We start from the raw sequence: 25,978 nt of genomic DNA on the forward strand, positions 1-25,978 counted from the left end.
TGCTTTCTCTACGGTCATGCCGGCCGTCAGCATCGGTTGGTTTCATGGCGTCCAAGCCCCTCCCGCCCGACAAACAGAAGGTTGCCGCGGAAGAGGCGGCCGAGCTCGACGACAAGCTCGCCGCCGCCGCCAAGCCGGACCTCGAAAACGACGAGGACGACGAAGACGAGGGTGAGGACGAGCTGGAGCTCGATGACGACGATGAGGACGAGGACCTCGTCGTCTTTACCGCGCGCGAGGCTGCCGGCGCGCTCGCTACCATTGTCGGGTTCGTCCGGCCCTATCTGACCAACTACAAGCGGATGCTGTCGTACGTGGCGTTCGGCGTCTTCGTCGAGACGCTGTTCAACGTCATCATGCCGCTCAGCCTGAAGTACCTGATCGACGACGCGCTCGGCGAGGAGGACTTCCAGGCGCTCTACAAGATCCTCGGCGTGCTCGCGGTCGCCGGCATCTTCACCTCGATCGTCGCGGTCTGGTACGAGCGCTGGGATGCGCGGCTCGCCGCCTGCATCATCTCGGACGTCCGCAAGCGCCTGTTCGAGCATGTCCAGGACCTGCCGGCGGCCTATTTCGGCCGTACCAAACGCGGCGAGATCCTGTCGCGCTTCTCGGTCGACCTCTCGGCTTTCGAAGGTTCGGTCAAGACCTTTGCCAACAGCGCGGCGCTGCCGTTCCTGGAATTGATCGCCGGCATCATCCTGATGCTGTTCCTGAACTGGCAGCTCGCCGTGGTCGCGCTGCTCGTGTTCCCGATCACCCTGATCGGCCCGCGCATCCTCACCCCGAAGGCGGTGCAGGCCAATTACGAGCAGAAGCAGAACGAGAGCGCGCTGCTCGGCATGGTGCAGGAGAACGTGGCGGCGCAGGCCGTCATCAAGGCGTTCAGCCTGCAGCGCAAGATGTTCGGCTTCTTCCGCTTCCGCAACGACGAGACGCGCAACAAGATCGCCTCGGCCGCGTTCCTGTCGACGATGGTGGAGCGGACGGTCACCATCTCGGTGCTGCTCCTGCATCTGGTCGTGCTCGCGATCGGCGCGTATCTGGCGACCAAGGGGCAGATCACCATCGGTACCTTCGTCACATTCGAGAGCGCGTTCTGGGAGGTCTCCTACAACATCGCCCATGTGATGCATTTCGTCCCGGTGTCGATCTCCTCGGCCGCCGCGATCCGGCACATCCAGGAACTGCTCGACGAGCCGACGCGCGCTGCCGATCGGCCCGGTGCGCCCGACCTGCCGCGCATCACCAACGACATCACCTTCGACCGCGTCACGTTCCAATACGAAGGCAGCCAGACGCCGGTGCTGGACAATCTCAGCCTCAAGCTCAACGCCGGCAAGCGCATCGCCATCGTCGGCCCTTCGGGCTCCGGCAAGAGCACGCTGCTCAATCTGATCCTGCGGCTTTACGTGCCCGACGAAGGCCGCGTCACCATCGACGGCGTCGACGTCCGTAAGGTGACTTTGGACTCACTGCGCCAGAGCATGGCGGTGGTGTTCCAGGAGAACATGCTGTTCAACATGTCGATCCGCGAGAACATCCGGCTTGGCAAGGAGGGGGCGAGCGACGAAGAGGTGGAGGAGGCCGCCAAGAAGGCCGAGATCCACCGCTACATCATGAGCCTTCCGCAGCGATACGATACGCCGGTCGGCGAGCGCGGCGATACGCTCTCGGGCGGCCAGCGTCAGCGCATCGCGATCGCGCGCGCGATCATCCGTAATCCGTCCGTGCTGCTGCTGGACGAAGCCACCTCGGCGCTCGACCAGACCACGGAAGCCGCGATCAACCGCACGCTGCTGAAGGTCGCCAAGGGCCGCACCATGATCTGGTCGACTCACCGCCTGACCTCGGTGGTCGAGATGGACGAGATCATCGTGATCTCAGGGGGCAAGGCGATTGAGCGCGGCTCCCATGCCGAGCTGCTCGCCGCGAACGGCAGCTATCGCAAGCTGTGGAACGATCAGATCCATCAGCCGCATGGCGCTGTGGCTCACGTGGACGACGACAGCGACGATGACGACGAGGATGAAGACGAAGACGACCTCAATGAGAATGATGAGGACGACGAGGACGAGGATTGAGCGGCGACGTCAGGCGCCGGCGGGAATGCTTCGTCCCGATTCTTTGCCGCCCCGGGATGCGTTAATTCCTGGGGTGTGAGACCTCGGCCACGCGGCAGGCGGATTTTTTTTGCCTTTTGGAGGACCGGGGCGGCCGTCCATAGATCGGTCAGCGCCGCCGCAGCGATGCCCGCGAGGCGGGTATCGTCGAGCTTGGAGGTCCGCGCAGGCCGCGGATTCGTGTTTCGGCCGGACTACCGCCAAGGATTTTCGACATAAAAGTATATTTAACCCGGGTAAAAATGGTTTTGAAGCTGGCGGAACCGGCGTTCTGCACCCATATCGGGAAGGCGCGGCGGGGCGGCGAAGACGCCGATTTTGACAGGCGCCTGAAGCGCTTTGTGACTGTCGTTTCACCTTGACTTGAGCGATTCTCACTTATAGAAAGCGCCTCACTTAACGACAGGCGGTGAGCATCGCCAACGTCGGAACGGGCCACCCGTTTGATCCCCAAGGATTTTGATCCACAAGGGGTCGCAAAGGCGGGCACCAACCTCGACGAATGCCGCTCAAACGCTGTCGATCATAGCTAGGCAATGCCAGTGCGATTTTAGTTCTCTTGAGCACGTTCTCTTGAGATCGAACTCGGATGCATGACCTCAGTGCGCGGGCCGCGGCATTGTGCTGATCGGCTTCAATACTGCGGTCCTCTGTGGCGTCGAAGCGCTTTCCGCTCGTTGATGGAGCGGTTGGCGCAATTTCGCTTTGCGCGGATTGATCTGCGCAGGGCGGCCCAGTCGGGCGGGTGGCTCGAAAAAAATTGCGGTCCCGGCAACGGGCCGCGGCAAGACAGCGGACCTGAAAGGGGCCGCGGCAGAACAAAGGGTAAGGCCAGGATGCCGACGATCAACCAGCTGATCGCTCAACCGCGGGAAGTGCAGAAGTCGCGCAAGAAGGTGCCGGCGCTGCAGCAGTCGCCTCAGAAGCGTGGTGTTTGCACCCGCGTCTACACCACGACCCCGAAGAAGCCGAACTCGGCGCTTCGTAAGGTCGCCAAGGTGCGCCTGACCAACGGCTTCGAGGTGATCGGCTACATCCCCGGCGAGGGCCATAACCTTCAGGAGCACTCGGTGGTCATGATCCGCGGCGGCCGCGTCAAGGACTTGCCCGGCGTGCGCTACCACATCCTCCGCGGCGTTCTGGATACCCAGGGCGTCAAGAACCGTAAGCAGCGTCGTTCGAAGTACGGCGCGAAGCGTCCGAAGTAAGCGGGAACCAGGCCTATGTCTCGTCGCCACTCAGCGGAAAAGCGCGAAGTTCTCCCGGATCCGAAGTTCGGGAACATCATCGTCACGAAGTTCATGAATTCGGTGATGTACGCCGGCAAGAAGTCGGTCGCCGAAGGCATCGTCTACGGTGCGTTCGGTATCATCGAATCCAAGACCAAGCAGAACCCGCTCGGCGTGTTCGAGCAGGCGCTCGAGAACGTCATGCCGACGATCGAGGTTCGCTCCCGCCGCGTCGGCGGCGCGACCTACCAGGTTCCGGTCGAGGTTCGCTCGACCCGTCGCCAGGCGCTGGGCATCCGCTGGCTGATCTCGGCCGCGCGCGAGCGCAACGAGAAGACGATGACCGAGCGGCTCTCGGCTGAGCTGTTGGACGCCTCGAACAACCGCGGCAACGCCGTCAAGAAGCGCGAAGATGTGCACCGGATGGCGGAAGCCAACCGCGCCTTCTCGCACTATCGCTGGTAACGGCGACACACGGAATCTAAGGAACAACCCATGCCTCGCGTTCATGCCATAGAGAACTACCGCAATTTCGGTATCATGGCGCATATCGATGCCGGCAAGACCACGACCACCGAGCGCATCCTCTATTACACCGGCAAGAGCCACAAGATCGGCGAAGTGCACGAAGGTGCCGCGACGATGGACTGGATGGAGCAGGAGCAGGAGCGTGGCATCACGATCACCTCGGCTGCGACCACCGCGTTCTGGAACGGCAAGCGCCTGAACATCATCGACACTCCCGGCCACGTCGACTTCACCATCGAAGTCGAACGTTCACTGCGCGTGCTCGACGGTGCCGTCTGCGTGCTCGACTCCAACCAGGGCGTCGAACCCCAGACCGAGACCGTCTGGCGCCAGGGCGACAAGTACAAGGTTCCGCGCATCGTCTTCGCCAACAAGATGGACAAGACCGGCGCCGACTTCTTCAAGTGTCTGGCTGACATCGTCGATCGTCTCGGCGCCAAGCCGATCGCGATCCAGCTTCCGATCGGTGCCGAGAACAACTTCAAAGGTCTCGTCGACCTCGTGAAGATGCAGGGCATCATCTGGAACGATGAGTCGCTCGGCGCGAAGTTCGACTATGTCGACATTCCGGAAGACCTCGTCGAGCAGGCCAAGGAGTACCGCGAGAAGATGGTGGAAGCCGCCGTCGAGCTCGATGACGACGCCATGGCCGCCTATCTCGACGGCAAGGAGCCGGATGAAGAGACGCTGAAGCGGCTGATCCGCAAGGCGGTCTTGACCGGCGCGTTCTATCCGGTGCTGTGCGGCTCGGCCTTCAAGAACAAGGGCGTTCAGCCGCTGCTCGACGCCGTCGTCGACTATCTGCCGTCGCCGATCGACGTGCCCGCGATCAAGGGCACCGACGACCGCGGCAACGAGGTCGTGCGCAAGGCCGACGACAAGGAGCCGCTCGCGCTGCTCGCGTTCAAGATCATGGACGATCCGTTCGTCGGCACCATCACCTTCTGCCGTATCTACTCCGGCGTTCTGCAGAGCGGCACCGGTGTCGTGAACTCGACCCGCGAGAAGAAGGAGCGCATCGGGCGCATGCTGTTGATGCATGCGAACAACCGCGAAGACATCAAGGAAGCCTATGCCGGCGACATCGTCGCGCTGGCCGGCCTGAAGGAAGCGCGCACCGGTGACACGCTGTGCGATCCCGACAAGCAGGTGATCCTCGAAAAGATGGAATTCCCCGAGCCGGTCATCGAGATCGCGATCGAGCCGAAGTCCAAGGCCGACCAGGAGAAGCTGGGCGTGGCGCTGGCCAAGCTCGCTGCGGAGGATCCGTCCTTCCGCGTGTCGACCGACCAGGAGTCCGGCCAGACCATCCTCAAGGGCATGGGCGAACTCCATCTCGACATCAAAGTCGACATCCTCAAGCGTACCTACAAGGTCGACGCCAACATCGGCGCGCCGCAGGTTGCGTTCCGCGAGCGCGTCACCAAGAAGGCCGAAGTCAAGTACACCCACAAGAAGCAGACCGGCGGTACCGGTCAGTTCGCGGAAGTGTCGATCGTGGTTGAGCCGAACGAGCCCGGCAAGGGCTACGAGTTCGAATCCAAGATCGTCGGCGGTGCGGTGCCGAAGGAATACATCCCCGGCGTCGAAAAGGGCCTCAACAGCGTGATGAGCTCTGGCGTGGTCGCGGGCTTCCCCGTGGTCGACGTCAAGGTTCAGCTCGTCGACGGCAAGTATCACGACGTCGACTCGTCGGCGCTCGCCTTCGAAATCGCGTCGCGCGCGGCATTCCGCGAAGCGCTGCAGAAGGGCAAGTCCGTCCTGCTCGAGCCGATCATGAAGGTCGAAGTGGTGACCCCGGAAGACTACACCGGCTCGGTCATCGGCGACCTGAATTCCCGGCGCGGTCAGATCCAGGGTCAGGACATGCGCGGCAACGCCAACGTCATCAACGCGATGGTGCCGCTCATGAACATGTTCGGTTACGTGAATAACCTGCGCTCGATGAGCCAGGGGCGCGCGACCTTCACCATGCAGTTCGACCACTACGCAGAAGCGCCGGCCAACGTGTCGGCAGAAGTCCAGAAGAAGTTTGCCTGATTGTCGTCGGTCTCAAGCTGACGATTGAACGGAGAGTCAAATGGCCAAAGCAAAGTTTGAACGTAACAAGCCGCACTGCAACATCGGCACCATCGGTCACGTCGACCATGGCAAGACGTCGCTGACCGCGGCGATCACCAAGGTTCTCGCCGAAGCAGGCGGCGCGACGTTCACCGCGTACGACCAGATCGACAAGGCGCCGGAGGAGAAGGCGCGCGGCATCACCATCTCGACCGCTCACGTCGAGTACGAGACGCCGAACCGTCACTACGCCCACGTCGATTGCCCCGGCCACGCCGACTACGTCAAGAACATGATCACCGGCGCCGCCCAGATGGACGGTGCGATCCTGGTCGTGTCGGCTGCTGACGGCCCGATGCCGCAGACCCGCGAGCACATCCTGCTCGCTCGCCAGGTTGGCGTGCCCGCGCTCGTCGTGTTCCTCAACAAGTGCGACATGGTCGACGATCCGGAGCTGCTCGAGCTCGTCGAGCTCGAAGTCCGTGAGCTGCTGTCCAAGTACGAATTCCCGGGCGACAAGATCCCGATCATCAAGGGTTCGGCGCTCGCCGCTCTCGAAGATTCGGACAAGAAGCTCGGCCACGACGCCATCCTCGAGCTGATGAAGAACGTCGACGAGTACATCCCGCAGCCGGAGCGTCCGATCGACCAGCCGTTCCTGATGCCGGTTGAAGACGTGTTCTCGATCTCGGGCCGCGGCACCGTGGTGACCGGCCGTGTCGAGCGCGGTGTCGTCAAGGTCGGCGAGGAAATCGAGATCGTCGGTCTCCGCGCCACCCAGAAGACCACCGTCACCGGCGTCGAAATGTTCCGCAAGCTGCTCGATCAGGGTCAGGCCGGCGACAACATCGGCGCGCTGCTCCGCGGCACCAAGCGCGAGGACGTCGAGCGCGGTCAGGTTCTGGCCAAGCCCGGTTCGGTCAAGCCGCACACCAAGTTCAAGGCTGAGGCCTACATCCTCACCAAGGAAGAGGGCGGTCGTCACACCCCGTTCTTCACCAACTACCGTCCGCAGTTCTACTTCCGCACCACCGACGTGACCGGTGTCGTGCACCTGCCGGAAGGCACCGAGATGGTGATGCCGGGCGACAACATCGCGATGGAAGTGCACCTGATCGTGCCGATCGCGATGGAAGAGAAGCTCCGCTTCGCGATTCGCGAAGGCGGCCGCACGGTCGGCGCCGGCGTCGTCGCCTCGATCATCGAGTAACAACGCGAATAGGGAATGGCGAGTGGCGAATAGGTTCTATTCGCTATTCGCTACTCGCCACTCACTAAGAAAGATTCGGCAATGAACGGCCAAAACATTCGTATCCGTCTCAAGGCGTTCGACCATCGTATCCTCGATACGTCGACCCGTGAGATCGTGAACACGGCGAAGCGCACCGGCGCGCAGGTCCGCGGACCCATTCCGCTGCCCACCCGCATCGAGAAGTTCACCGTCAACCGTTCGCCCCACGTCGACAAGAAGAGCCGCGAACAGTTCGAGATGCGCACTCACAAGCGCCTGCTCGACATCGTCGATCCGACCCCGCAGACCGTCGACGCTTTGATGAAGCTCGACCTGGCCGCCGGTGTCGACGTCGAGATCAAGCTCTAAGATTTTTGGATCCCGTTCGCGCAAGCGAACAGAAAGAACAGGAAGCAAGCCGATGCGCTCCGGAGTGATCGCACAAAAGGTCGGGATGACGCGGGTCTTCACGGAGGCCGGCGAACATATCCCCGTGACCGTGCTGAAGCTCGGCAATTGCCAGGTCGTAGGCCACCGCACCGAAGAGAAGAACGGTTACGTCGCGCTCCAGCTTGGTTCTGGCAGCCGCAAGACCGTTTACATGCCCAAGGCGGAGCGCGGTCAGTTCGCGGTCGCCAAGGTCGAGCCGAAGCGTCGGGTCGAGGAATTCCGCGTCTCCCAGGACGCCATGATCCCCGTCGGCGCCGAGATCCTCGCGGATCACTTCGTCGTCGGGCAGTTCGTCGACGTCACCGGCACCTCGGTCGGTAAGGGCTTCGCCGGCGGTATGAAGCGCTGGAACTTCGGCGGTCTGCGCGCCACCCACGGCGTGTCGGTCTCGCACCGCTCGATCGGTTCGACCGGTGGCCGTCAGGACCCCGGCAAGACCTGGAAGAACAAGAAGATGCCCGGCCACATGGGTGTCGACCGCATCACCACGCTCAACCTTCGCGTCGTCCAGACCGATGTCGAGCGCGGCCTGATCCTCGTCGAAGGCGCCGTTCCCGGCTCCAAGGGCGGCTGGATCCGCGTGCGCGACGCCGTCAAGAAGCCGCTGCCGAAGGAAGCTCCGAAGCCCGGCAAGTTCAAGGTTGCTGGTGGCGAAGCCGAGGCTGCGGCCCAGCAGGAGGGTGCGTGAGATGGAATTGAAGGTCACCACCCTCGAAGGTAAGGAAGCCGGCTCGGTCCAGCTTTCCGACACCATTTTCGGCCTCGAGCCGCGCCAGGACATCATTGCACGTTGCGTGCAGTGGCAGCTCAACAAGCGCCAGGCCGGTACGCACAAGGCCAAGGGACGCGCCGAGATCTGGCGCACCGGCAAGAAGATGTACAAGCAGAAGGGCACCGGCGGTGCTCGTCACGGCTCGGCCCGCGTGCCGCAGTTCCGCGGCGGCGGCCGTGCCTTCGGTCCGGTGGTGCGTTCGCACGCCACCGATCTGCCGAAGAAGGTCCGCGCGCTCGCGCTGAAGCATGCGCTCTCGGCCAAGGCCAAGGACGGCGATCTCGTCGTGATCGAAAAGGCCGCGCTGGAAGCCGCCAAGACCAAGGCGCTGCTCGGTCACTTCTCGGGCCTGGGGCTCACCAATGCGCTGATCATCGACGGCGCCGAGCTCAACAACGGCTTTGCCGCCGCGGCCCGCAACATCCCGAACATGGACGTGCTGCCGATCCAGGGCATCAATGTCTATGACATCCTGCGCCGTCAGAAGCTCGTTCTGACCAAGGCCGCCATCGATGCGCTGGAGGCGCGCTTCAAATGACGAAGAACATCGAGCCTCGCCACTACGACGTGATCCTGTCGCCGGTCGTGACCGAAAAGGCGACGATCGCCTCGGAGCACAACAAGGTGCTGTTCAAGGTGGCCGCGAAGGCGACCAAGCCGCAGATCAAGGAAGCGATCGAGAAGCTGTTCGACGTCAAGGTCAAGAGCGTCAACACGCTGGTCCGCAAGGGCAAGACCAAGATCTTCCGCGGCAATCTCGGCTCGCAGTCGAACACCAAGCGCGCGATCGTGACCCTCGAAGAGGGCCACCGGATCGACGTCACCACCGGTCTGTAAGGTCGTACGACGATGGCACTGAAGAAATTCAATCCCACGACGCCGGGCCAGCGCCAGCTGGTCATGGTCGATCGTTCGGCCCTCTACAAGGGCAAGCCGGTCAAGGCGCTCACCGAGGGCAAGCACTCCTCGGGCGGTCGCAACAACACCGGTCGCATCACCGTGCGCTTCCGCGGCGGTGGTCACAAGAAGACGCTGCGCACCGTGGATTTCAAGCGCGAGAAGATCGACGTCCCCGCGACCGTCGAACGGCTCGAGTACGATCCGAACCGCACCGGCTTCATCGCGCTGATCAAGTATCAGGACGGCGAGCAGGCCTACATCCTGGCGCCGCAGCGCTTGGCCGTGGGTGACACCATCATCGCCGGCAACTACGTCGACGTGAAGCCGGGCAATGTCATGCCGCTCGGCAACATGCCGGTCGGCACGATCATCCACAACATCGAGGTCAAGATCGGGAAGGGCGGCCAGCTCGCTCGTTCCGCCGGCACCTACGCCCAGCTCGTCGGTCGCGACCAGGACTACGTGATCATCCGCCTGAACTCGGGCGAGCAGCGTCTCGTGCATGGCCGTTGCCGCGGCACGATCGGCGCGGTGTCGAACCCGGATCACATGAACACCTCGATCGGCAAGGCCGGCCGCAACCGTTGGCTGGGCCGCAAGCCGCATAACCGCGGCGTTTCGATGAACCCGATCGACCATCCGCACGGCGGTGGTGAAGGTCGTACCTCGGGCGGTCGCCACCCGGTCACCCCGTGGGGCAAGCCGACCAAGGGCAAGAAGACCCGCACCAACAAGTCGACTAACAAATTCATTCTCCTAAGCCGCCACAAGCGGAAGAAGTAAGGAACGCCGGACATGGTTCGTTCAGTCTGGAAAGGCCCGTTCGTCGAGGGTTCTCTGCTCAAGAAGGCAGATGCCGCGCGTGCGTCCGGCCGTCACGACGTCATCAAGATCTGGAGCCGTCGCTCGACGATCCTGCCGCAGTTCGTCGGTCTGACCTTCGGCGTCTACAACGGTCAGAAGCACGTGCCGGTGGCCGTCAACGAGGAAATGGTCGGTCACAAGTTCGGCGAGTTCTCGCCGACCCGGACCTTCCATGGCCACTCCGGCGACAAGAAAGCCAAGAAGGCTTGAGGATTAAACGATGAGCAAACCTAAGCGCGAACGGAGCCTCGCCGACAACGAGGCCAAGGCGGTCGCCCGGATGCTGCGGGTGAGCCCGCAGAAGCTCAACCTGGTCGCCCAGCTCATTCGCGGCCGGAAGGCGGCTGCTGCGCTCGCCGACCTGCAGTTTTCGCGCAAGCGGATTGCGGTCGACGTGAAGAAGTGCCTGGAATCGGCTATCGCCAATGCCGAGAACAACCACGACCTCGACGTGGACGATCTCGTCGTGGCGCAGGCCTTCGTCGGCAACGGCCTCGTGATGAAGCGCTTTGCCGCCCGCGGCCGTGGCCGTTCGGGCCGTGTCTACAAACCATTTTCGCAGCTGACGATCATCGTTCGTCAGGTCGAAGCCGAAGCAGCGGCTTAAGGGCGCAGGAGAACACGATGGGTCAAAAGATCAATCCGATCGGTCTGCGTCTCGGCATCAACCGGACTTGGGATTCCCGCTGGTTCGCCGGCAAGCAGGAATACGGCAAGCTGCTGCACGAGGACGTCAAGATCCGCGAGATCCTGCACAAGGAGCTCAAGCAGGCGGCCGTTGCCCGCATCGTGATCGAGCGTCCGCACAAGAAGTGCCGCGTCACCATCCACTCGGCCCGCCCGGGCGTGGTGATCGGCAAGAAGGGCGCGGACATCGACAAGCTGCGCAAGAAGGTTGCTGACATCACCTCGTCCGACGTCGTCATCAACATCGTCGAGATCCGCAAGCCGGAGCTCGATGCGACGCTGGTGGCCGAGTCGATCGCGCAGCAGCTCGAGCGCCGCGTGGCGTTCCGCCGGGCCATGAAGCGCGCCGTGCAGTCGGCGATGCGTCTCGGCGCGGAAGGTATCCGCATCAACTGCTCGGGACGTCTGGGCGGTGCGGAAATCGCGCGCATGGAGTGGTACCGCGAAGGTCGCGTGCCGCTGCACACGCTGCGCGCCGACATCGACTACGGCGTTGCGACCGCGTTCACGACCTTCGGCACCTGCGGCGTCAAGGTCTGGATCTTCAAGGGCGAGATCCTCGAGCACGATCCGATGGCCCAGGACAAGAGAATGGCCGAGGGCGAGACGGGCGGCAGTGGTGATCGTGGTGGCCGTCAGCGCCGCGACGCGGCTGCAGCCTAAGCCAGCACAGGAATTTGAGGGCTTAAAGCCATGATGCAACCTAAGAAAACGAAGTTCCGGAAGGCGCATAAGGGCCGCATCCACGGCGTTGCGTCTTCGGGCGCGACGTTGGCGTTCGGCCAGTACGGCCTGAAGGCGACCGAGCCTGAGCGCGTCACCGCGCGCCAGATCGAAGCCGCCCGCCGCGCGCTGACCCGCCACATGAAGCGCGCCGGCCGCGTCTGGATCCGCGTGTTCCCCGACGTTCCGGTCTCGAAGAAGCCGGCCGAAGTCCGCATGGGCTCCGGCAAGGGTTCGCCGGAACTGTGGGTCGCGCGCGTCAAGCCGGGCCGGGTGCTGTTCGAGATCGACGGCGTCAACACCCAGACGGCACGTGAGGCGCTGACCCTGGCGGCCGCCAAGCTGCCGATCAAGACGCGCTTCGTCGAGCGCATTGCGGAGTAATGGCCATGGCCCAGATGAAGATCGAAGACATCCGTGCGATGAGCCCCGACCAGCAGGATGACGCCATCCTGAATCTGAAGAAGGAGCGCTTCAACCTGCGCTTCCAGCGCGCCACCGGGCAGCTCGAGAACACCTCGCGCCTGCGCGAGGCCCGCCGTGACATCGCCCGGATCAAGACCGTCGCCGCGCAGACGCGCGCGAAGAAGAAGTAAGAGGCTTACGAAGATGCCGAAACGTACTTTGCAGGGCGTGGTCGTCAGCGACAAGCAAGCCAAGACCATCGTGGTGCGCGTCGACCGCCGCTTCACGCACCCGATCTACAAGAAGACGATCCGCCGTTCGAAGAACTATCACGCGCACGACGAGAGCAACCAGTTCAAGCCGGGCGATGTGGTGTGGATCGAGGAATCGAAGCCGATTTCGAAGTTGAAGCGCTGGGTCGTGATCCGGGGCGAGCACAAGAAAAGCGCCTGATCTGTTGGCTTTAGCCGACTGACTTCAGGGAAATGTTGAGCGCCGGCTGGGCTGGCGCAAAGAGAAAGAGGACGAGGTGCATCAATGATTCAGATGCAGACCAACCTCGACGTGGCCGACAATTCTGGCGCACGCCGTGTCATGTGTATCAAGGTGCTCGGGGGCTCCAAGCGCCGCTACGCCACGATCGGCGACATCATCGTCGTCTCGATCAAGGAAGCGATTCCGCGTGGCAAGGTGAAGAAGGGCGACGTGATGAAGGCCGTCGTGGTGCGCGTCCGCAAGGACATTCGCCGCGCCGACGGTTCGGTCATCCGCTTCGACCGCAACGCCGCCGTCCTGATCAACAACCAGGCCGAGCCGGTCGGGACCCGTATCTTCGGGCCCGTGCCGCGCGAGCTGCGCGCCAAGAACCACATGAAGATCATTTCGCTCGCGCCGGAGGTGCTGTGATGGCTGCGAAGATCCGCAAGGGCGACAAGGTCGTCGTGCTGACCGGTCGCGACAAGGGTCGCACCGGCGAGGTGTTCGAGGTGCGCCCCGACGCCGGCACGGCGCTCGTGCGCGGCATCAACATGGTCAAGCGTCACCAGAAGCAGACGCAGGCCCAGGAGGGCGGCATCATCTCGAAGGAGTCGCCGATCCAACTGTCCAACATCGCGTATGTCGGCAAGGACGGAAAGCCGACCCGCGTCGGATTCAAGATTCTGGCGGACGGCAAGAAGGTCCGCATCGCCAAGAGCTCGGGAGCTGAGATCGATGGCTGAGGCCGCTTACACGCCGCGCCTGCGCGCGGAATACGATGCGAAGATCCGCACGGCCATGACCGAGAAGTTCGGTTATGAGAACGTGATGCAGGTTCCGCGTCTGGACAAGGTCGTGCTGAACATGGGCGTTGGCGATTCCGTCAACGACCGCAAGAAGGCCGAGACCGCCGCTGCCGAATTGACCCAGATCGCCGGCCAGAAGGCGATCGTGACCTATTCGCGCATCGCGATCGCGACCTTCAAGCTGCGTGAGAACCAGCCGATCGGCTGCAAGGTCACGCTGCGCAAAGCCCGCATGTACGAGTTCATCGATCGCCTGGTGACGGTCGCGCTGCCGCGCGTCCGCGACTTCCGCGGCCTGAACCCGAAGAGCTTCGACGGCCGCGGCAATTACTCGCTCGGCATCAAGGAGCACATCATTTTCCCCGAGATCGACTTCGACAAGGTCACGGAAGCCCGCGGTATGGACATCACCGTCTGCACCACGGCCAAGACCGACGAAGAGGCGAGGGCCTTGTTGACCGCTTTCAATTTCCCGTTCCGGCAGTGAGACGCTGACCTAAAGCCTCTCAAACGCGGATACCCAGGAGCCAAGCATGGCAAAGAAGAGTTCAGTCGAGAAGAACAACCGGCGCAAGCGGATGGTGAAGAACGCCGCCGCCAAGCGTGAGCGGTTGAAGGCGATCATCGCCGACAAGAAGCTGCCGATGGAGGAGCGTTTCGCTGCGACGTTGAAGCTGGCCGAAATGCCGCGCAACTCGTCGGCGACCCGCATCCGCCTGCGCTGCGAGCTGTCGGGCCGCCCGCGCTCGAACTATCGCAAGAACAAGCTGTCCCGTATCGCTCTGCGCGACCTTGGCTCCAAGGGCATGGTCCCGGGCCTCGTGAAGTCGAGCTGGTAAGGAGGGTCGTTTAGATGTCTACGCACGATCCAATCAGCGATCTGATCACCCGTATCCGCAACGCGCAGATGCGCTCCAAGACCAAGGTCTCCACGCCTGGCTCGAAGATGCGCGAGAACGTGCTCGAGGTCCTCAAGTCCGAGGGCTACATCCGCGGCTACGCCACGCTCGAGCACTCCTCGGGCCGCAGCGAGATCGAGATCGAGCTGAAGTATTTCGACGGCGAGCCCGTCATCCGCGAGATCGAACGTGTCTCCAAGCCCGGGCGTCGCGTCTACGCCTCGGTGAAGAACCTGCCGCGGGTCAACAACGGGCTCGGCATTTCGGTGTTGTCGACGCCGAAGGGGATCATGGCCGACCACAGCGCGCGCGACGCGAATGTGGGCGGTGAAGTCCTCTTCACGGTGTTCTGAGAAGGATTTTTGATCCATGTCACGTGTTGGCAAAAGGCCTGTGGCGGTTCCGTCGGGTGTGACCGCGACCGTCGATGGGCAGACCGTCAAGATGAAGGGGCCGAAGGGCCAGCTTCAGTTCGTCGTCCATGACGACGTCGAGGTGAAGCTCGAGAGCGGCCAGATCAAGGTCAAGCCGCGGGCTGAGACCAACCGCGCTCGCGCGCTGTACGGTACCGCTCGCGCCCAGGTCGCGAATCTGGTCGAAGGCGTCACCAAGGGCTTCGAGAAGAAGCTCGAGATCACCGGCGTCGGTTACCGCGCCGCGATGCAGGGTAAGAACCTGCAGCTCGCGCTCGGCTACAGCCACGACGTGATCTACCAGATCCCGGAAGGGATCACGATCGCCGTGCCGAAGCCGACCGAGATCACGGTGACCGGCAGCGACATCCAGCGCGTCGGCCAGGTTGCGGCCGAGATCCGCGCCTATCGCCCGCCGGAGCCCTACAAGGGCAAGGGCGTGAAGTATGTTGGCGAATTCATCTTCCGCAAGGAAGGCAAGAAGAAGTAACGGAGCCGGTCATGTCCAAAGCCAAGGTTACGAATGCCCGGCGCAAGCGGAGTGTGCGGCTGAAGCTGCGCCGCTCCGGTGGCGGCCGTCCGCGTCTGTCGGTGTTCCGCTCGTCCAAGCACATCTACGCCCAGGTCATCGACGACCTGAAGGGCGAGACGCTGGCCTCTGCCTCTTCGCTCGAGAAGTCGATGCGCGACGGAGGCAAGACCGGCGCCGATATCGATGCGGCGAAGGCGGTCGGCAAGCTGCTGGCGGAGCGCGCCGCCGAGAAGGGCGTCAAGGAAGTCGTGTTCGATCGCGGCAGCTATCTCTATCACGGGCGCGTCAAGGCTCTTGCCGATGCAGCGCGTGAGAGCGGGCTGAGCTTCTAACAGAATTTGAGGATTGAGGCGCAAGCCTCTGAAGGATTGGAAAAACCATGGCAGCTGAACGCGAACAACGTGGTGGACGCGATCAACGCGGCGGCGGACGTGAACGCAGGGAGCGCGAGGAGCGCGACAGCGAGTTCGTCGACAAGCTCGTTCACATCAACCGCGTGGCCAAGGTCGTCAAGGGCGGCAAGCGCTTCGGTTTCGCGGCGCTGGTCGTGATCGGCGATCAGAAGGGCCGCGCCGGCTTCGGTCACGGCAAGGCGCGCGAAGTGCCTGAGGCGATCCGCAAGGCGACCGAATCCGCCAAGCGCAACCTGACCCGCGTGTCGCTGCGCGAGGGCCGTACGCTCCATCACGACATCGCCGGCCGTCACGGCGCGGGCCGTGTCTACCTGCGTGCCGCCCCGGCCGGTACCGGCATCATCGCCGGTGGCCCGATGCGCGCCGTGTTCGAGACGCTCGGCGTCCAGGACGTGGTGGCGAAGTCGATCGGCTCGTCGAACCCGTACAACATGGTTCGCGCGACCTTCGACGCGCTGAAGCATCAGGACTCGCCGCGCTCGGTCGCTGCCCGCCGCAACATCAAGGTGTCCACCCTCCAGTCCCGTCGTATCGGCGGTGACGCCGAGGCGGCTGCCGACTAACGGAAGCTTTTCGGAGTAGACTCCCATGGCCAAGGCCGCAAAGACGATCAAGCTCGAGCAGACTGGCAGCGCGATCCGCCGCCATCACTCGCAGCGTTCGACGCTGATCGGGCTCAAGCTCAACAAGATCGGCCGCACTAGCGAACTGCCGGACACCCCGGCCGTCCGCGGCATGATCGAGAAGGTTCACCATCTCGTCCGCATCGTCGACGAGAAGTAAGAAGCGGCGCACGATCCCGGTTTTCGGTGAAGATCGTGCGCAATACACAAGGAGAAGGGCGATGAAGCTCAGCGATATCGCCGACAACGCCGGCTCGCGCAAGAAGCGCATGCGCGTCGGCCGCGGCATCGGTTCGGGCAAGGGCAAGCAGTCCGGCCGCGGCGGCAAGGGCCAGACCGCGCGTTCGGGCGTGCGCATCAAGGGTTTCGAAGGCGGCCAGATGCCGATGCATCGCCGTCTGCCCAAGCGCGGCTTCAACAATATCTTCCGCGTCGAGTTCGCCGAGATCAATCTCGACCGGCTCCAGGAAGCGGTCGATGCCAAGAAGATCGACGCCGGCAGCGTCGTGAACGTCGAGGCCCTGGTGAAGGGCGGCGTGCTGCGCCGCGCCAAGGGCGGCCTGCGGTTGCTCGGCCGCGGCGAGCTCAAGTCCAAGCTCAACATCGAAGTGCACGGCGCCTCCAAGACCGCGATCGCGGCGGTCGAGAAGGCCGGCGGTTCGGTGAAGATCCTCGCCCCTGCCAAGGAAGAAGGCGAGGCGGCGTAACAACTGCGTCATTGGCCCGCGCCCCGCGGGCCTTTACGCACGCGGGACGATGGACTTATCGAAGCCGAGCCCCAGATAATGTCCGGCGTCCGCTAAAGTAGCCCGGCCGCGGGCATGACGGCGCAATAGGCGGCGGGAGAAAGTCCAAGATGGTTTCTGCAGCGGAACAACTGGCAGCCAATCTCAATTTCGGTGCGTTCGCCAAGGCCGACGAACTGAAGAAGCGCATCTGGTTCACCCTGGGTGCGCTGCTGGTTTATCGGCTCGGGACCTACATCCCGCTGCCCGGCATCGATCCCAACATCTGGGAGCAGGTGTTCCGCTCCCAGGCGGGCGGCATCCTCGGCATGTTCAACATGTTCGCCGGCGGCGGCATCCACCGCATGGCGATCTTCGCGCTGAACATCATGCCGTACATCTCGGCCTCGATCATCATCCAGCTCCTGACCACCGTCTCGCCGCAGCTCGAGGCGCTGAAGAAGGAAGGCGAGGCCGGCCGCAAGACGCTGAACCAGTACACCCGTTACCTCACCGTCATCCTGGCGGCGTTCCAGTCCTATGGCATCGCGGTTGGCCTCGAAGGCGCCGGCAATGTCGTCAGCGACCCCGGCATGTTCTTCCGCCTGTCCACGGCGATCACGCTGACCGGCGGCACCATGTTCCTGATGTGGCTGGGCGAGCAGATCACCTCGCGCGGCATTGGCAACGGCATCTCGCTGATCATTCTCGCCGGCATCGTCGCCGAGCTGCCCGCGGCGCTCGCCAACATGCTCGAGCTCGGCCGTCAGGGCGCAATGTCGACCGGTCTGATCCTGGTCGTCATCATCATGGCCGTCGCCGTGATCGCCTTCATCGTGTTCATGGAGCGCGCGCAGCGTCGTCTGCTGATCCAGTATCCGAAGCGCCAGGTCGGCAACAAGATGTTCGAGGGCCAGTCCTCGCATCTGCCGCTCAAGCTCAACACTTCGGGCGTGATCCCGCCGATCTTCGCATCCTCGTTGCTGCTGCTGCCGACCACGGTTGCGAACTTCAATGCGGGCAGCGGGCCGGAATGGTTCCAGTGGATCACCACCCAGCTCGGCCACGGCCGCCCGCTGTTCCTGATCATGTATCTGGCGCTGATCGTGTTCTTCGCCTTTTTCTATACCGCGATCGTCTTCAACCCGACCGAGACCGCCGACAATCTGAAGAAGCATGGCGGCTTCATTCCGGGCATCCGTCCGGGCGAGCGCACCGCCGAATATATCGACTACGTGCTGTCGCGCATCACCGTATTAGGTGCGATTTATCTCGCGATCGTCTGCTTGATCCCGGAAATCCTGATCTCCTACGCCTCGGTGCCGTTCTACTTCGGCGGCACTTCGCTGCTGATCGTCGTCAGCGTCACCATGGACACGGTGGCGCAGGTGCAGGGCTATCTGCTGGCGCATCAGTATGAAGGCCTGATCCGGAAGTCGAAGCTGCGCGGTCGCCGCCGCTGAACGCGGCGTCCGCCAAAGGCGGCGCGACTGCGCCGCCGATTCGCCGCGCAAGCAACGCGCGGCGTCCGAAGAGGCGATCAGCCGATCGCTTGGTCGCATCGGGAGAGCTGCTCCCACGTCGACGCAATCTCTGATTTCAAAGGCTTTCTTGGCGTCCGGCCATTCGCTCCCCTATGATATGGGTAGCGGTGCGGCGTCGATTATGGTTTGCACTGTTCTTGATCTTCAAACACAGGTGCGCGACGTATCGCTCACCAATCCGGGGGGCGTACGCCGATGAGAATTATACTGCTGGGACCGCCGGGGTCGGGCAAGGGGACCCAGGCGCAACTCTTGGTGCAGCGCTATGGCATCGTCCAGCTCTCGACCGGCGAGATGCTGCGCGCCGCCGTTGCGGCGGGAACGCCGGTTGGGCTGAAGGCCAAGGAGATCATGGCCAGCGGCGCCCTCGTGCCCGACGATGTGGTGGTGGGGATCATCTCCGACCGGATCGACCAGCCGGACGCCAAGCAGGGTTTCATCCTGGACGGCTTCCCGCGCACGGTACCGCAGGCCGAGGCGCTGGATGAGCTGCTGAGGCACAAGCACCTCAAGCTCGATGCGGTGATCGAGCTCCGCGTCAACGAGAGCGCGCTCCTGAACCGCGTCGAGACCCGCGTCGCTCAGATGCGCGAGCGCGGGGAGGAGGTCCGGGTCGACGACACCCCGGAGGTCCTGACCAAGCGCCTCGCCAGCTACCGCAGCCAGACGGAACCCCTGATTCACTACTATTCCGAGCGGCGGAAGCTTTCCACCATCGACGGCATGATGGCCATCGACGAGGTTACCCGCGCCATTCACCGCCAGCTCCTGGCGCTGGGGGCGGTCGAGCCCAAGACGCATGCCCGCAGCGCGGCCAAGGCCGCGCCGTCCAAGAAGGCCAAAGCAGCCAAGAAATCGGCCAAAAAGCCGGCGAAATCGGCTAGAAAGGCAGCTAAATCGGCCAAGACCGCCAAAAAGCCGGCGAAGAAGGCCGTGAAGGGGGCGACGAAGGCGACCAAGAAGACCGTCAGGAAAGCAGCGAAAAAGACCGCCAAGAAGGCTGTCAAAAAGGGTGCCAAAAAGGCCGCAAAAAAGGTCACGAAAAAGCGAGCCAAACGCTAGCAGCGGTTGACGAAAGCCCCCTGAATCCCCTAATAAGCCCCGCATCCAAGTCGGATAGTTTCAAACGATGCCGGGCCCCAGGAAGACCAGGGGTGGGCGTCGTGTTCGCGTTTGTGAACACCTGCCCGAGAAACATAAGCACTTAAAGCCCGATTCCTGACGAGGGATCGGCAACAGGAGAGAAGGCCGTGGCCCGTATTGCCGGCGTGAACATTCCGACCAACAAGCGCGTGCTGATCGCGCTCCAGTACATCCATGGCATCGGCCAGAAGATCGCTGGTGAGATCCTCGAAAAGGTGAAGATCCCCGTGGATCGTCGCGTCAATCAGCTCAGCGATGCCGAAGTGCTCCAGATCCGCGAAGTGATCGACCGCGACTATCTCGTCGAGGGCGACCTGCGTCGTGAGGTCGGCATCAACATCAAGCGTCTGATGGACCTCGGCTGCTACCGCGGCCTGCGTCATCGTCGCGGTCTGCCGGTGCGCGGTCAGCGTACCCACACCAATGCGCGTACGCGCAAGGGTCCGGCCAAGGCCATCGCCGGCAAGAAGAAGTAAACTCGCGAATAGGGAATGGCGAATGGCGAGTAGGATTTTCCCTATTCGCCATTCGCTACTCACCATTCGCTTCCACAGGTGTAGCCGCTGGCATTACGGCGGCGTTTGAGATCTCCAGGAAAGGTACTCAATGGGCAAGGAAGCCACCCGCGTTCGTCGTCGTGAGCGCAAGAACATCGCCTCCGGCGTCGCGCACGTGAACTCGTCGTTCAACAACACGACCATCACCATCACCGACGCGCAGGGCAACACGATTGCCTGGTCCTCCGCCGGCACGATGGGCTTCAAGGGCTCGCGCAAGTCGACCCCGTATGCCGCGCAGGTTGCCGCGGAAGACGTCTCGAAGAAGGCGCAGGAGCACGGCATGCGCACGCTGGAAGTCGAAGTCGCCGGTCCGGGTTCGGGCCGTGAGTCGGCACTCCGCGCGCTCCAGGCCGCAGGCTTCACCGTCACCTCGATCCGTGACGTGACCACGATCCCGCACAACGGTTGCCGTCCGCGCAAGCGTCGTCGCGTTTGATACGAAGTTGCGGGCGCATCGGCGCCCGCGATGTTTTTTTGCGAAGCCGCGGGAATGATCTGCGGCCTTTCTCCAACGCCAGTATTTGAGTTTTCAAATTGACTGGCCTGTATGGGTGAAACAGTGACGATCCAGAAAAATTGGCAAGAACTGATTCGACCGAACAAGCTCCAGGTCACGCCCGGCAGCGACTCGAACCGTTTCGCGACCATCGTCGCCGAGCCGCTCGAGCGCGGCTTCGGCCAGACCCTCGGCAACGCGCTGCGCCGCATCCTGCTTTCCTCGCTCCAGGGCGCGGCGGTGCAGTCGGTGCACATCGACGGCGTGCTGCACGAGTTCTCCTCGATCGCGGGCGTCCGTGAGGACGTCACCGACATCGTGCTCAACATCAAGGACATCTCGATCAAGATGCAGGGCGAAGGCCCCAAGCGCATGGTCGTGAAGAAGCAGGGCCCGGGTGTCGTCACCGCCGGCGACATCCAGACCGTCGGCGACGTCACCGTGCTCAACCCGGACCTCCAGATCTGCACGCTCGACGAGGGCGCCGAGATCCGCATGGAGTTCACGGTCTCGACCGGCAAGGGCTACGTGCCCGCCGAGCGCAACCGTCCCGAGGACGCGCCGATCGGCCTGATCCCGGTCGACAGCCTGTACTCGCCGGTCCGCAAGGTCTCCTACAAGGTCGAGAACACCCGCGAGGGCCAGATCCTCGACTACGACAAGCTGACCATGACGATCGAGACCAACGGCGCGATCTCGCCGGATGATTCCGTGGCTTACGCCGCCCGCATCCTGCAGGATCAGCTCAACGTGTTCGTCAACTTCGAAGAGCCGCGCAAGGAAGTCGCCCAGGAGATCATCCCGGACCTCGCCTTCAACCCGGCCTTCCTCAAGAAGGTGGACGAGCTCGAGCTGTCGGTGCGTTCGGCCAACTGCCTGAAGAACGACAACATCGTCTACATCGGCGACCTCGTGCAGAAGAGCGAAGCCGAAATGCTCCGCACTCCGAACTTCGGCCGCAAGTCGCTGAACGAGATCAAGGAAGTGCTGGCCCAGATGGGTCTGCACCTCGGCATGGAAGTGCCGGGCTGGCCGCCGGAGAACATCGACGAGCTCGCCAAGCGCTTCGAGGATCATTACTGAGTTTGGCGAATGGGGAATGGCGAATAGCGAATGCTACTCGCCATTTGCTACTCGCTATCTGGGCGAACGCAGGCAGCCCACCTGAGCAACATGTCCGACGAACCGTCGCGGCAGTTTTAACGTAAGGACTACACACATGCGTCACGGCAAGGTTCATCGGAAGCTCAACCGCACGGCCGAGCACCGCAAGGCGATGTTCGCCAACATGGCGGCCGCGCTGATCAAGCACGAGCAGATCGTCACCACGCTGCCCAAGGCCAAGGAGCTTCGGCCGATCGTCGAGAAGCTCGTCACCCTCGGCAAGAAGGGCGGCCTGTCGCTGCGCCGCCAGGCGATCGCGGAGCTGCGCGACGTCGACATGGTCAAGAAGCTCTTCGACACGCTCGCGACCCGCTACAAGGACCGCCAGGGCGGCTACACCCGGATCATCAAGGCCGGCTTCCGCTACGGCGACAACGCCGCGATGGCCGTGATCGAGTTCGTCGATCGCGACGTCGATGCCAAGGGCCAGGATTCCGGTCCGGTGCAGGAAAAGGAAGCCGAGGCGGCGTAAGCCACCGAGCAGAAATGAATTGAAAACGGCGCCCTTGGGCGCCGTTTTTGTTTCCTGGAGTGGGACGCGTCGAGAGGATTATTCCTCCTTGATCCCCGCCTTTTGCGCGATCTCCTTCATTTCGGCGGTCTCCTTGCCGATGGCGCTGGTCCAGTCGCTGTATCGCTTGAAACCGGGCTCGAAGCCGACCGCGGCGAAGCGTTCGGCCACGGATGGGCTGTTGATCGCCTCCTCCAAGGTTGCCGTCAGCTTGTCACGAACGGCCGGCGGCAGGCCCTTGGGAGCGACCACCGCGCCCCAGGATGCGAAGTCGATGTTGCCATAGCCGAGCTCGGCGAGCGTCGGCACGTCGGGCAGGAAGGGCGTGCGTTTGGCCGAGAACACGGCGAGCACTGTGACGGTGCCGGCCTCGATCTGCGGCTTGACGGCAATGACCGTGTCGACGTGATATTGGATATGCTTGCCAATGAGGTCGTTCATCGCCGGCGCGCTGCCCTTGTAGGGCAGGTGGACCATCCTGATCCCGGCGTCCGATTTGAACAGCTCGCCCGCAAAATGCGAGACGGTCGCAACGCCGAATGACGCCAGCGACAGCTTGTCGGGATTGGCCTTCGCCTCAGTGACGAGCGCAGCCACGTCTTTGATCGGGTTGTCCTTGTAGGTAACCAGCGCAAGCGTGATCTTGCCGACCTGGCCGAGCGGCTCGAAATCCTTGGCTGCGTCGTAAGGCACGCTTTCCTTCACGGCCGCCGGCAGCGTGAAGCTCGAGTTCGAGCTGAAGAACAGGGTGTATCCGTCAGGCGCCGCGCGTGCGACCTCCTTTGCTGCGATCGTGGTGCCGCCCCCGGGACGGTTTATGATGATCACGGGCTTGCCGAGCCGCGTCTCCAGTTCGCTGCCGATGATGCGTGCAACCACGTCGGAGGCGCCGCCGGGCGGGAAGGGGACGATCAATTGCAACGATTTTTCGGGATAGACCGCTTGGGCATGCGCAAGCGAGTGGCCGCCGATCAGACCGAGCAACCCGAGCGCAACAGTGAGGGCCGTTCTTTTCATCGCATGGATCTTCCTTGTTCAAATGAGCAATAGGAGGGCGATCTGACTTAGCAATAATCGTTCCAGCAGCGATCGGGACAGGGCTGGGCGAGGCCAGGGCGCCGGAGCAGTTCTCCCCGTCTCACTGATTGGTGAGCACCGATTGCGCCCCGATCCGCCGCGTCCGATATCCCCGTCATAGATCAGATGGAGATACTACATGAACATCGACCTTTCCGGTAAATCCGCCCTGGTGACCGGCTCCACCGCCGGCATCGGCCAGGCCATCGCCAAGGGCCTCGCTGCCTCCGGCGCCAGCGTCGTGATCAATGGCCGCGGCCAGGACAAGGTCGATGCCGCCGTCCGGAAGCTGGAAGGGGCTGGCGCCAAAGTCCGCGGTATCGCCGCCGACGTCTCGACCTCGGCTGGTTGCAAGGCGCTCGTGGCGGCGCTTCCCGAGGTCGATATCCTTATCAACAATGCCGGTATCTTCGAGCCGAAGGATTATTTCGACATCTCTGACGAGGATTGGACCCGCTTCTTCGAGGTCAACGTGATGAGCGGCGTGCGGCTGTCGCGCGCGTACATGAAAGGTATGCTGAAGCGCAATTGGGGCCGCATCGTCTTCATCTCGTCGGAGTCCGGGCTCAACATTCCCGTCGAGATGATCCACTACGGCATGACCAAGACGGCCCAGCTCTCGGTCGCGCGCGGCCTCGCGCAGCTCACGGGCGGTACTGGTGTCACCGTCAATTCCGTGCTGCCTGGGCCGACGATGTCGGAGGGCGTCGAGACCTTCGTGAAGGATCTCGCCAGGCAGAACGGCCAGTCGGTCGACGAGGCCGCCGCCAATTTCGTCAAGCAGCACCGCCCGAGCTCTCTGCTGCAACGCTTCGCCAGCGTCGACGAGATCGCCAACATGGTGGTCTATGTCGCGTCCAAGCAGGCGTCCGCGACCAACGGCGCGGCGTTGCGGGCCGAGGGCGGCATCGTCAATACGATTGCTTGAGGCAGCGAAAATGGCAGCCTACGTGATCTCCGAAGTCGAGATGCGCGATCCCGATGGATTCGAAGCTTATCGCGCGCTCGCCGCGAAGACGATCGCGCAGTATGGCGGCCGTTATCTCGTTCGCGGCGGCAAGGCCGAACTCGCCGAAGGCAATCTGCCGCCGAGGGCCATCGTCATCGTCGAATTCCCGTCGATGGCGAGGCTGAAAGAATGGTACGCTTCGCCGGAATATGCCGAGGCGCTGAAGTTGCGGCAGACGGCGCTGGAGCGGCGGCTGCTGTTCGTGGAGGGAGTGGTTCCGGCCTAGCTGATCTACCCACTTGCCCCTTCAATTCAGCGTGGGACCGGCTAAAACAGGGTCTCCATGCTCTGGCCCCTTTCGACCCGCCATAAACGTCTGTTCAGGCTGACATCCGCGCGATGGCAGCGGCAAGCGATCTTTCTGCTCGGCGGGATCGGGGTCGGCGCCACAGCGGTGGCGCTGGCGCAAGTTGCCGACCTCGCTCAGCACGCCTTTGCGCTGCTGCTCTCGAAGTCGCGCTATGCCGTGCTGGCGGTGACGCCGCTCGGCTTCATGCTGTCGGCCTATCTGACCATCCGTCTGTTCCCGAACGCGCAGGGCAGCGGCATCCCGCAGGCGATCGCGGCGCGGCATCTGACCGACCAGAATGCGCGAGAGAGCCTCGTTTCGATCCGAATCGCGATCGGAAAGGTGCTCCTCACTCTGTTCGGGCTGTTGTGCGGCGGCTCCGTTGGGCGGGAAGGGCCGACCGTGCAGGTCGGTGCTTCCATCATGTTCGCGCTGGGCCGCGTCTCGCCGCGTCGCCAGCCCGGGCTGATCCTGGCTGGCGCTGCCGCTGGCGTCGCCGCAGCCTTCAACACGCCGCTGGCCGGCATCGTCTTCGGCATCGAGGAGATGAGCCGCGCCTTCGAGACCCGCACATCCAGCCTGATCATTGCGGCCGTCATCGCGGCTGGCCTGACCTCGCTCGCTCTCGCCGGCAATTACTCCTATTTCGGCAGCAGCGCGATGTCGCTGGCGCGTGGCGCCGACTGGCTGGCCGTTCCGATCTGCGGTGTGGCCGGTGGCCTCGCGGGCGGCTTGTTCAGCCGCATTGTCATTGCCATGGCGCGCGGTTCTAGGAATCCTGTGGGACGCGCGATCAAGGCCCATCCGCTGTGGTTCGCATTCGCTTGCGGCCTTGCCGTCGCGATCTGCGGTCTGGTATCCGGCGATACGATCTATGGCACAGGTTATGAGCAGGTGAAGGCGGCGCTGGAACACAGCGCGCCGCTGCCGCAGGACTTCGGCGCCCTCAAATTTCTTGCCACCACCTTTGCGGCGATCAGCGGCATTCCCGGCGGCATTTTCTCGCCGTCGCTCGCGGTCGGTGCCGGCATCGGCAGCAACGTCGCCGCCTTCTTCCACGATGCGCCGCTCGGCGCGATCATGCTGCTCGGCATGGTTTCGTATTTCGCCGGCGTGGTGCAGGCGCCGATCACCGCCTTCGTGATCGTGACCGAGATGACCGATAATCACGGCATGGTCGTGCCGTTGATGGCGGCCGCGCTGATCGCGCATGCGACCTCGCGAATGATCTGCGAGGAGGGCATCTATCACGCGCTCGCCAAGGGCTTCATCGAGCGGGCGGCGCGTCCGCAGGATAAGATGCCGTAGGGCAAAGCGAAAGCGT

36 protein-coding genes are annotated in these 25,978 nt (G+C 63.2%); 35 read left to right on the forward strand and 1 reads right to left on the reverse strand.

Annotation, left to right across the window (positions count from 1 at the left end; genetic code table 11):
- Positions 1 to 44: 44 nt before the first annotated feature.
- The 32 genes from NLM27_RS09120 (at position 45) to rplQ (ending at position 22,240) form a co-directional block, all read left to right on the forward strand.
- Entirely contained in the window at positions 45 to 2,084 is a 2,040-nt protein-coding gene (locus tag NLM27_RS09120) for an ABC transporter ATP-binding protein (RefSeq protein WP_254143020.1), read from the forward strand.
- 875 nt (positions 2,085 to 2,959) lie between these two features.
- Positions 2,960 to 3,331, forward strand: coding sequence for a 30S ribosomal protein S12 (gene rpsL, locus NLM27_RS09125; protein ID WP_007603006.1), 372 nt, complete (start codon positions 2,960 to 2,962; stop codon positions 3,329 to 3,331).
- A gap of 15 nt (positions 3,332 to 3,346) precedes the next feature.
- Positions 3,347 to 3,817: a 30S ribosomal protein S7 gene (rpsG, locus tag NLM27_RS09130; RefSeq protein ID WP_008136420.1), complete on the forward strand. Its 471-nt coding sequence runs from the start codon at positions 3,347 to 3,349 to the stop codon at positions 3,815 to 3,817.
- A 30-nt stretch (positions 3,818 to 3,847) separates the two neighbouring features.
- Positions 3,848 to 5,920, forward strand: coding sequence for an elongation factor G (gene fusA / locus NLM27_RS09135; RefSeq protein ID WP_254143021.1), 2,073 nt, complete (start codon positions 3,848 to 3,850; stop codon positions 5,918 to 5,920).
- Positions 5,921 to 5,960: 40 nt separating this feature from the next.
- Complete coding sequence (tuf, locus tag NLM27_RS09140; protein ID WP_074116743.1) at positions 5,961 to 7,151, forward strand: elongation factor Tu; 1,191 nt, start codon at positions 5,961 to 5,963, stop codon at positions 7,149 to 7,151.
- Positions 7,152 to 7,232: 81 nt separating this feature from the next.
- Entirely contained in the window at positions 7,233 to 7,541 is a 309-nt protein-coding gene (rpsJ, locus tag NLM27_RS09145) for a 30S ribosomal protein S10 (protein WP_002712302.1), read from the forward strand.
- Between the two features lie 52 nt (positions 7,542 to 7,593).
- On the forward strand, positions 7,594 to 8,310 hold the full coding sequence (gene rplC / locus NLM27_RS09150) for a 50S ribosomal protein L3 (RefSeq protein WP_074116742.1): 717 nt from the start codon (positions 7,594 to 7,596) through the stop codon (positions 8,308 to 8,310).
- 1 nt (position 8,311) lies between these two features.
- Complete coding sequence (gene rplD / locus NLM27_RS09155; RefSeq protein ID WP_020508797.1) at positions 8,312 to 8,932, forward strand: 50S ribosomal protein L4; 621 nt, start codon at positions 8,312 to 8,314, stop codon at positions 8,930 to 8,932.
- Entirely contained in the window at positions 8,929 to 9,231 is a 303-nt protein-coding gene (locus NLM27_RS09160) for a 50S ribosomal protein L23 (protein ID WP_211386655.1), read from the forward strand. Before rplD ends, NLM27_RS09160 begins: the two co-directional genes overlap by 4 nt.
- Before the next feature lie 12 nt (positions 9,232 to 9,243).
- Positions 9,244 to 10,077: a 50S ribosomal protein L2 gene (gene rplB, locus NLM27_RS09165; RefSeq protein WP_254143022.1), complete on the forward strand. Its 834-nt coding sequence runs from the start codon at positions 9,244 to 9,246 to the stop codon at positions 10,075 to 10,077.
- 12 nt (positions 10,078 to 10,089) lie between these two features.
- Positions 10,090 to 10,368 (forward strand): 30S ribosomal protein S19, encoded by a 279-nt coding sequence (gene rpsS, locus NLM27_RS09170; protein ID WP_008136357.1) that lies wholly within the window; start codon positions 10,090 to 10,092, stop codon positions 10,366 to 10,368.
- 10 nt (positions 10,369 to 10,378) lie between these two features.
- A complete protein-coding gene (gene rplV / locus NLM27_RS09175) occupies positions 10,379 to 10,765 on the forward strand; it encodes a 50S ribosomal protein L22 (RefSeq protein WP_028137020.1) in 387 nt (128 codons plus the stop codon).
- A 17-nt stretch (positions 10,766 to 10,782) separates the two neighbouring features.
- Positions 10,783 to 11,508 carry a 30S ribosomal protein S3 gene (gene rpsC, locus NLM27_RS09180; RefSeq protein WP_130212057.1) on the forward strand — a complete coding sequence of 242 codons (726 nt, stop codon included), beginning with the start codon at positions 10,783 to 10,785 and terminating at the stop codon, positions 11,506 to 11,508.
- Between the two features lie 30 nt (positions 11,509 to 11,538).
- Entirely contained in the window at positions 11,539 to 11,952 is a 414-nt protein-coding gene (gene rplP / locus NLM27_RS09185; RefSeq protein ID WP_018647247.1) for a 50S ribosomal protein L16, read from the forward strand.
- A 5-nt stretch (positions 11,953 to 11,957) separates the two neighbouring features.
- A complete protein-coding gene (rpmC, locus tag NLM27_RS09190; protein WP_011088144.1) occupies positions 11,958 to 12,164 on the forward strand; it encodes a 50S ribosomal protein L29 in 207 nt (68 codons plus the stop codon).
- A gap of 13 nt (positions 12,165 to 12,177) precedes the next feature.
- A complete protein-coding gene (gene rpsQ / locus NLM27_RS09195; RefSeq protein WP_008549247.1) occupies positions 12,178 to 12,426 on the forward strand; it encodes a 30S ribosomal protein S17 in 249 nt (82 codons plus the stop codon).
- Between the two features lie 84 nt (positions 12,427 to 12,510).
- Entirely contained in the window at positions 12,511 to 12,879 is a 369-nt protein-coding gene (gene rplN, locus NLM27_RS09200) for a 50S ribosomal protein L14 (RefSeq protein WP_008549246.1), read from the forward strand.
- Positions 12,879 to 13,193 (forward strand): 50S ribosomal protein L24, encoded by a 315-nt coding sequence (gene rplX, locus NLM27_RS09205; protein ID WP_007603031.1) that lies wholly within the window; start codon positions 12,879 to 12,881, stop codon positions 13,191 to 13,193. The genes rplN and rplX overlap by 1 nt, the downstream gene beginning before the upstream one ends.
- On the forward strand, positions 13,186 to 13,743 hold the full coding sequence (gene rplE / locus NLM27_RS09210) for a 50S ribosomal protein L5 (protein ID WP_011088141.1): 558 nt from the start codon (positions 13,186 to 13,188) through the stop codon (positions 13,741 to 13,743). Before rplX ends, rplE begins: the two co-directional genes overlap by 8 nt.
- Before the next feature lie 46 nt (positions 13,744 to 13,789).
- Positions 13,790 to 14,095, forward strand: coding sequence for a 30S ribosomal protein S14 (rpsN, locus tag NLM27_RS09215; protein WP_018647251.1), 306 nt, complete (start codon positions 13,790 to 13,792; stop codon positions 14,093 to 14,095).
- A gap of 14 nt (positions 14,096 to 14,109) precedes the next feature.
- Complete coding sequence (gene rpsH, locus NLM27_RS09220) at positions 14,110 to 14,508, forward strand: 30S ribosomal protein S8 (protein WP_018322269.1); 399 nt, start codon at positions 14,110 to 14,112, stop codon at positions 14,506 to 14,508.
- Between the two features lie 16 nt (positions 14,509 to 14,524).
- The gene (gene rplF, locus NLM27_RS09225) at positions 14,525 to 15,058 is read left to right on the forward strand and encodes a 50S ribosomal protein L6 (protein ID WP_254143023.1); all 534 of its coding nucleotides are present in this window, start codon (positions 14,525 to 14,527) and stop codon (positions 15,056 to 15,058) included.
- 11 nt (positions 15,059 to 15,069) lie between these two features.
- Entirely contained in the window at positions 15,070 to 15,432 is a 363-nt protein-coding gene (gene rplR, locus NLM27_RS09230) for a 50S ribosomal protein L18 (RefSeq protein WP_007603036.1), read from the forward strand.
- A gap of 47 nt (positions 15,433 to 15,479) precedes the next feature.
- Positions 15,480 to 16,076: a 30S ribosomal protein S5 gene (gene rpsE, locus NLM27_RS09235; RefSeq protein WP_014494507.1), complete on the forward strand. Its 597-nt coding sequence runs from the start codon at positions 15,480 to 15,482 to the stop codon at positions 16,074 to 16,076.
- Positions 16,077 to 16,101: 25 nt separating this feature from the next.
- Positions 16,102 to 16,296: a 50S ribosomal protein L30 gene (gene rpmD / locus NLM27_RS09240; protein WP_011088137.1), complete on the forward strand. Its 195-nt coding sequence runs from the start codon at positions 16,102 to 16,104 to the stop codon at positions 16,294 to 16,296.
- A gap of 61 nt (positions 16,297 to 16,357) precedes the next feature.
- Positions 16,358 to 16,843 (forward strand): 50S ribosomal protein L15, encoded by a 486-nt coding sequence (gene rplO / locus NLM27_RS09245; protein WP_074116733.1) that lies wholly within the window; start codon positions 16,358 to 16,360, stop codon positions 16,841 to 16,843.
- A gap of 149 nt (positions 16,844 to 16,992) precedes the next feature.
- A complete protein-coding gene (gene secY / locus NLM27_RS09250) occupies positions 16,993 to 18,324 on the forward strand; it encodes a preprotein translocase subunit SecY (RefSeq protein ID WP_091894740.1) in 1,332 nt (443 codons plus the stop codon).
- A 276-nt stretch (positions 18,325 to 18,600) separates the two neighbouring features.
- On the forward strand, positions 18,601 to 19,467 hold the full coding sequence (locus NLM27_RS09255; protein ID WP_254143024.1) for an adenylate kinase: 867 nt from the start codon (positions 18,601 to 18,603) through the stop codon (positions 19,465 to 19,467).
- 188 nt (positions 19,468 to 19,655) lie between these two features.
- Positions 19,656 to 20,024: a 30S ribosomal protein S13 gene (gene rpsM / locus NLM27_RS09260; RefSeq protein WP_008549231.1), complete on the forward strand. Its 369-nt coding sequence runs from the start codon at positions 19,656 to 19,658 to the stop codon at positions 20,022 to 20,024.
- A gap of 130 nt (positions 20,025 to 20,154) precedes the next feature.
- Positions 20,155 to 20,544, forward strand: coding sequence for a 30S ribosomal protein S11 (gene rpsK / locus NLM27_RS09265; protein WP_007603045.1), 390 nt, complete (start codon positions 20,155 to 20,157; stop codon positions 20,542 to 20,544).
- A 111-nt stretch (positions 20,545 to 20,655) separates the two neighbouring features.
- Entirely contained in the window at positions 20,656 to 21,687 is a 1,032-nt protein-coding gene (locus NLM27_RS09270; protein ID WP_247279372.1) for a DNA-directed RNA polymerase subunit alpha, read from the forward strand.
- A 136-nt stretch (positions 21,688 to 21,823) separates the two neighbouring features.
- Positions 21,824 to 22,240, forward strand: coding sequence for a 50S ribosomal protein L17 (gene rplQ / locus NLM27_RS09275; RefSeq protein WP_080137232.1), 417 nt, complete (start codon positions 21,824 to 21,826; stop codon positions 22,238 to 22,240).
- Between the two features lie 78 nt (positions 22,241 to 22,318).
- On the opposite strand, the gene NLM27_RS09280 is transcribed toward rplQ, so the two are convergent.
- The gene (locus NLM27_RS09280) at positions 22,319 to 23,296 is read right to left on the reverse strand and encodes a tripartite tricarboxylate transporter substrate binding protein (RefSeq protein WP_254143025.1); all 978 of its coding nucleotides are present in this window, start codon (positions 23,294 to 23,296) and stop codon (positions 22,319 to 22,321) included.
- Positions 23,297 to 23,495: 199 nt separating this feature from the next.
- Here NLM27_RS09280 and NLM27_RS09285 point away from each other — a divergent pair, with 199 nt between their 5' ends.
- From NLM27_RS09285 to NLM27_RS09295, 3 genes are read left to right on the forward strand one after another with little or no spacing between them, the layout of a single operon-like run.
- Entirely contained in the window at positions 23,496 to 24,284 is a 789-nt protein-coding gene (locus tag NLM27_RS09285; RefSeq protein WP_254143026.1) for an SDR family NAD(P)-dependent oxidoreductase, read from the forward strand.
- 10 nt (positions 24,285 to 24,294) lie between these two features.
- Complete coding sequence (locus NLM27_RS09290; protein WP_254143027.1) at positions 24,295 to 24,591, forward strand: DUF1330 domain-containing protein; 297 nt, start codon at positions 24,295 to 24,297, stop codon at positions 24,589 to 24,591.
- A gap of 57 nt (positions 24,592 to 24,648) precedes the next feature.
- On the forward strand, positions 24,649 to 25,962 hold the full coding sequence (locus NLM27_RS09295) for a chloride channel protein (protein ID WP_254143028.1): 1,314 nt from the start codon (positions 24,649 to 24,651) through the stop codon (positions 25,960 to 25,962).
- Positions 25,963 to 25,978: the final 16 nt, after the last annotated feature.

This window comes from Bradyrhizobium sp. CCGB12, assembly GCF_024199845.1.
Lineage (GTDB): Bacteria > Pseudomonadota > Alphaproteobacteria > Rhizobiales > Xanthobacteraceae > Bradyrhizobium.

What these genes read in the sequence shown, in the direction of transcription:
- rplP (WP_018647247.1), top strand. Translation starts at nt 11,539, where the DNA reads ATGATGCAACCTAAGAAAACGAAGTTCCGGAAGGCGCATAAGGGCCGC.
- NLM27_RS09295 (WP_254143028.1), top strand. Translation starts at nt 24,649, where the DNA reads ATGCTCTGGCCCCTTTCGACCCGCCATAAACGTCTGTTCAGGCTGACA.
- rplC (WP_074116742.1), top strand. Translation starts at nt 7,594, where the DNA reads ATGCGCTCCGGAGTGATCGCACAAAAGGTCGGGATGACGCGGGTCTTC.
- rplD (WP_020508797.1), top strand. Translation starts at nt 8,312, where the DNA reads ATGGAATTGAAGGTCACCACCCTCGAAGGTAAGGAAGCCGGCTCGGTC.
- NLM27_RS09160 (WP_211386655.1), top strand. Translation starts at nt 8,929, where the DNA reads ATGACGAAGAACATCGAGCCTCGCCACTACGACGTGATCCTGTCGCCG.
- rpmC (WP_011088144.1), top strand. Translation starts at nt 11,958, where the DNA reads ATGGCCCAGATGAAGATCGAAGACATCCGTGCGATGAGCCCCGACCAG.
- rplQ (WP_080137232.1), top strand. Translation starts at nt 21,824, where the DNA reads ATGCGTCACGGCAAGGTTCATCGGAAGCTCAACCGCACGGCCGAGCAC.
- rplX (WP_007603031.1), top strand. Translation starts at nt 12,879, where the DNA reads ATGGCTGCGAAGATCCGCAAGGGCGACAAGGTCGTCGTGCTGACCGGT.
- rpsK (WP_007603045.1), top strand. Translation starts at nt 20,155, where the DNA reads ATGGGCAAGGAAGCCACCCGCGTTCGTCGTCGTGAGCGCAAGAACATC.
- rpsL (WP_007603006.1), top strand. Translation starts at nt 2,960, where the DNA reads ATGCCGACGATCAACCAGCTGATCGCTCAACCGCGGGAAGTGCAGAAG.
- NLM27_RS09270 (WP_247279372.1), top strand. Translation starts at nt 20,656, where the DNA reads ATGGGTGAAACAGTGACGATCCAGAAAAATTGGCAAGAACTGATTCGA.
- rplF (WP_254143023.1), top strand. Translation starts at nt 14,525, where the DNA reads ATGTCACGTGTTGGCAAAAGGCCTGTGGCGGTTCCGTCGGGTGTGACC.
- rpmD (WP_011088137.1), top strand. Translation starts at nt 16,102, where the DNA reads ATGGCCAAGGCCGCAAAGACGATCAAGCTCGAGCAGACTGGCAGCGCG.
- NLM27_RS09285 (WP_254143026.1), top strand. Translation starts at nt 23,496, where the DNA reads ATGAACATCGACCTTTCCGGTAAATCCGCCCTGGTGACCGGCTCCACC.
- rpsC (WP_130212057.1), top strand. Translation starts at nt 10,783, where the DNA reads ATGGGTCAAAAGATCAATCCGATCGGTCTGCGTCTCGGCATCAACCGG.
- rplR (WP_007603036.1), top strand. Translation starts at nt 15,070, where the DNA reads ATGTCCAAAGCCAAGGTTACGAATGCCCGGCGCAAGCGGAGTGTGCGG.
- rpsE (WP_014494507.1), top strand. Translation starts at nt 15,480, where the DNA reads ATGGCAGCTGAACGCGAACAACGTGGTGGACGCGATCAACGCGGCGGC.
- rplE (WP_011088141.1), top strand. Translation starts at nt 13,186, where the DNA reads ATGGCTGAGGCCGCTTACACGCCGCGCCTGCGCGCGGAATACGATGCG.
- rplB (WP_254143022.1), top strand. Translation starts at nt 9,244, where the DNA reads ATGGCACTGAAGAAATTCAATCCCACGACGCCGGGCCAGCGCCAGCTG.
- NLM27_RS09290 (WP_254143027.1), top strand. Translation starts at nt 24,295, where the DNA reads ATGGCAGCCTACGTGATCTCCGAAGTCGAGATGCGCGATCCCGATGGA.
- NLM27_RS09120 (WP_254143020.1), top strand. Translation starts at nt 45, where the DNA reads ATGGCGTCCAAGCCCCTCCCGCCCGACAAACAGAAGGTTGCCGCGGAA.
- fusA (WP_254143021.1), top strand. Translation starts at nt 3,848, where the DNA reads ATGCCTCGCGTTCATGCCATAGAGAACTACCGCAATTTCGGTATCATG.
- rpsN (WP_018647251.1), top strand. Translation starts at nt 13,790, where the DNA reads ATGGCAAAGAAGAGTTCAGTCGAGAAGAACAACCGGCGCAAGCGGATG.
- rpsH (WP_018322269.1), top strand. Translation starts at nt 14,110, where the DNA reads ATGTCTACGCACGATCCAATCAGCGATCTGATCACCCGTATCCGCAAC.
- rplN (WP_008549246.1), top strand. Translation starts at nt 12,511, where the DNA reads ATGATTCAGATGCAGACCAACCTCGACGTGGCCGACAATTCTGGCGCA.
- rplV (WP_028137020.1), top strand. Translation starts at nt 10,379, where the DNA reads ATGAGCAAACCTAAGCGCGAACGGAGCCTCGCCGACAACGAGGCCAAG.
- rpsJ (WP_002712302.1), top strand. Translation starts at nt 7,233, where the DNA reads ATGAACGGCCAAAACATTCGTATCCGTCTCAAGGCGTTCGACCATCGT.
- NLM27_RS09255 (WP_254143024.1), top strand. Translation starts at nt 18,601, where the DNA reads ATGAGAATTATACTGCTGGGACCGCCGGGGTCGGGCAAGGGGACCCAG.
- rpsS (WP_008136357.1), top strand. Translation starts at nt 10,090, where the DNA reads ATGGTTCGTTCAGTCTGGAAAGGCCCGTTCGTCGAGGGTTCTCTGCTC.
- tuf (WP_074116743.1), top strand. Translation starts at nt 5,961, where the DNA reads ATGGCCAAAGCAAAGTTTGAACGTAACAAGCCGCACTGCAACATCGGC.
- NLM27_RS09280 (WP_254143025.1), bottom strand. Translation starts at nt 23,296, where the DNA reads ATGAAAAGAACGGCCCTCACTGTTGCGCTCGGGTTGCTCGGTCTGATC.
- rplO (WP_074116733.1), top strand. Translation starts at nt 16,358, where the DNA reads ATGAAGCTCAGCGATATCGCCGACAACGCCGGCTCGCGCAAGAAGCGC.
- secY (WP_091894740.1), top strand. Translation starts at nt 16,993, where the DNA reads ATGGTTTCTGCAGCGGAACAACTGGCAGCCAATCTCAATTTCGGTGCG.
- rpsG (WP_008136420.1), top strand. Translation starts at nt 3,347, where the DNA reads ATGTCTCGTCGCCACTCAGCGGAAAAGCGCGAAGTTCTCCCGGATCCG.
- rpsQ (WP_008549247.1), top strand. Translation starts at nt 12,178, where the DNA reads ATGCCGAAACGTACTTTGCAGGGCGTGGTCGTCAGCGACAAGCAAGCC.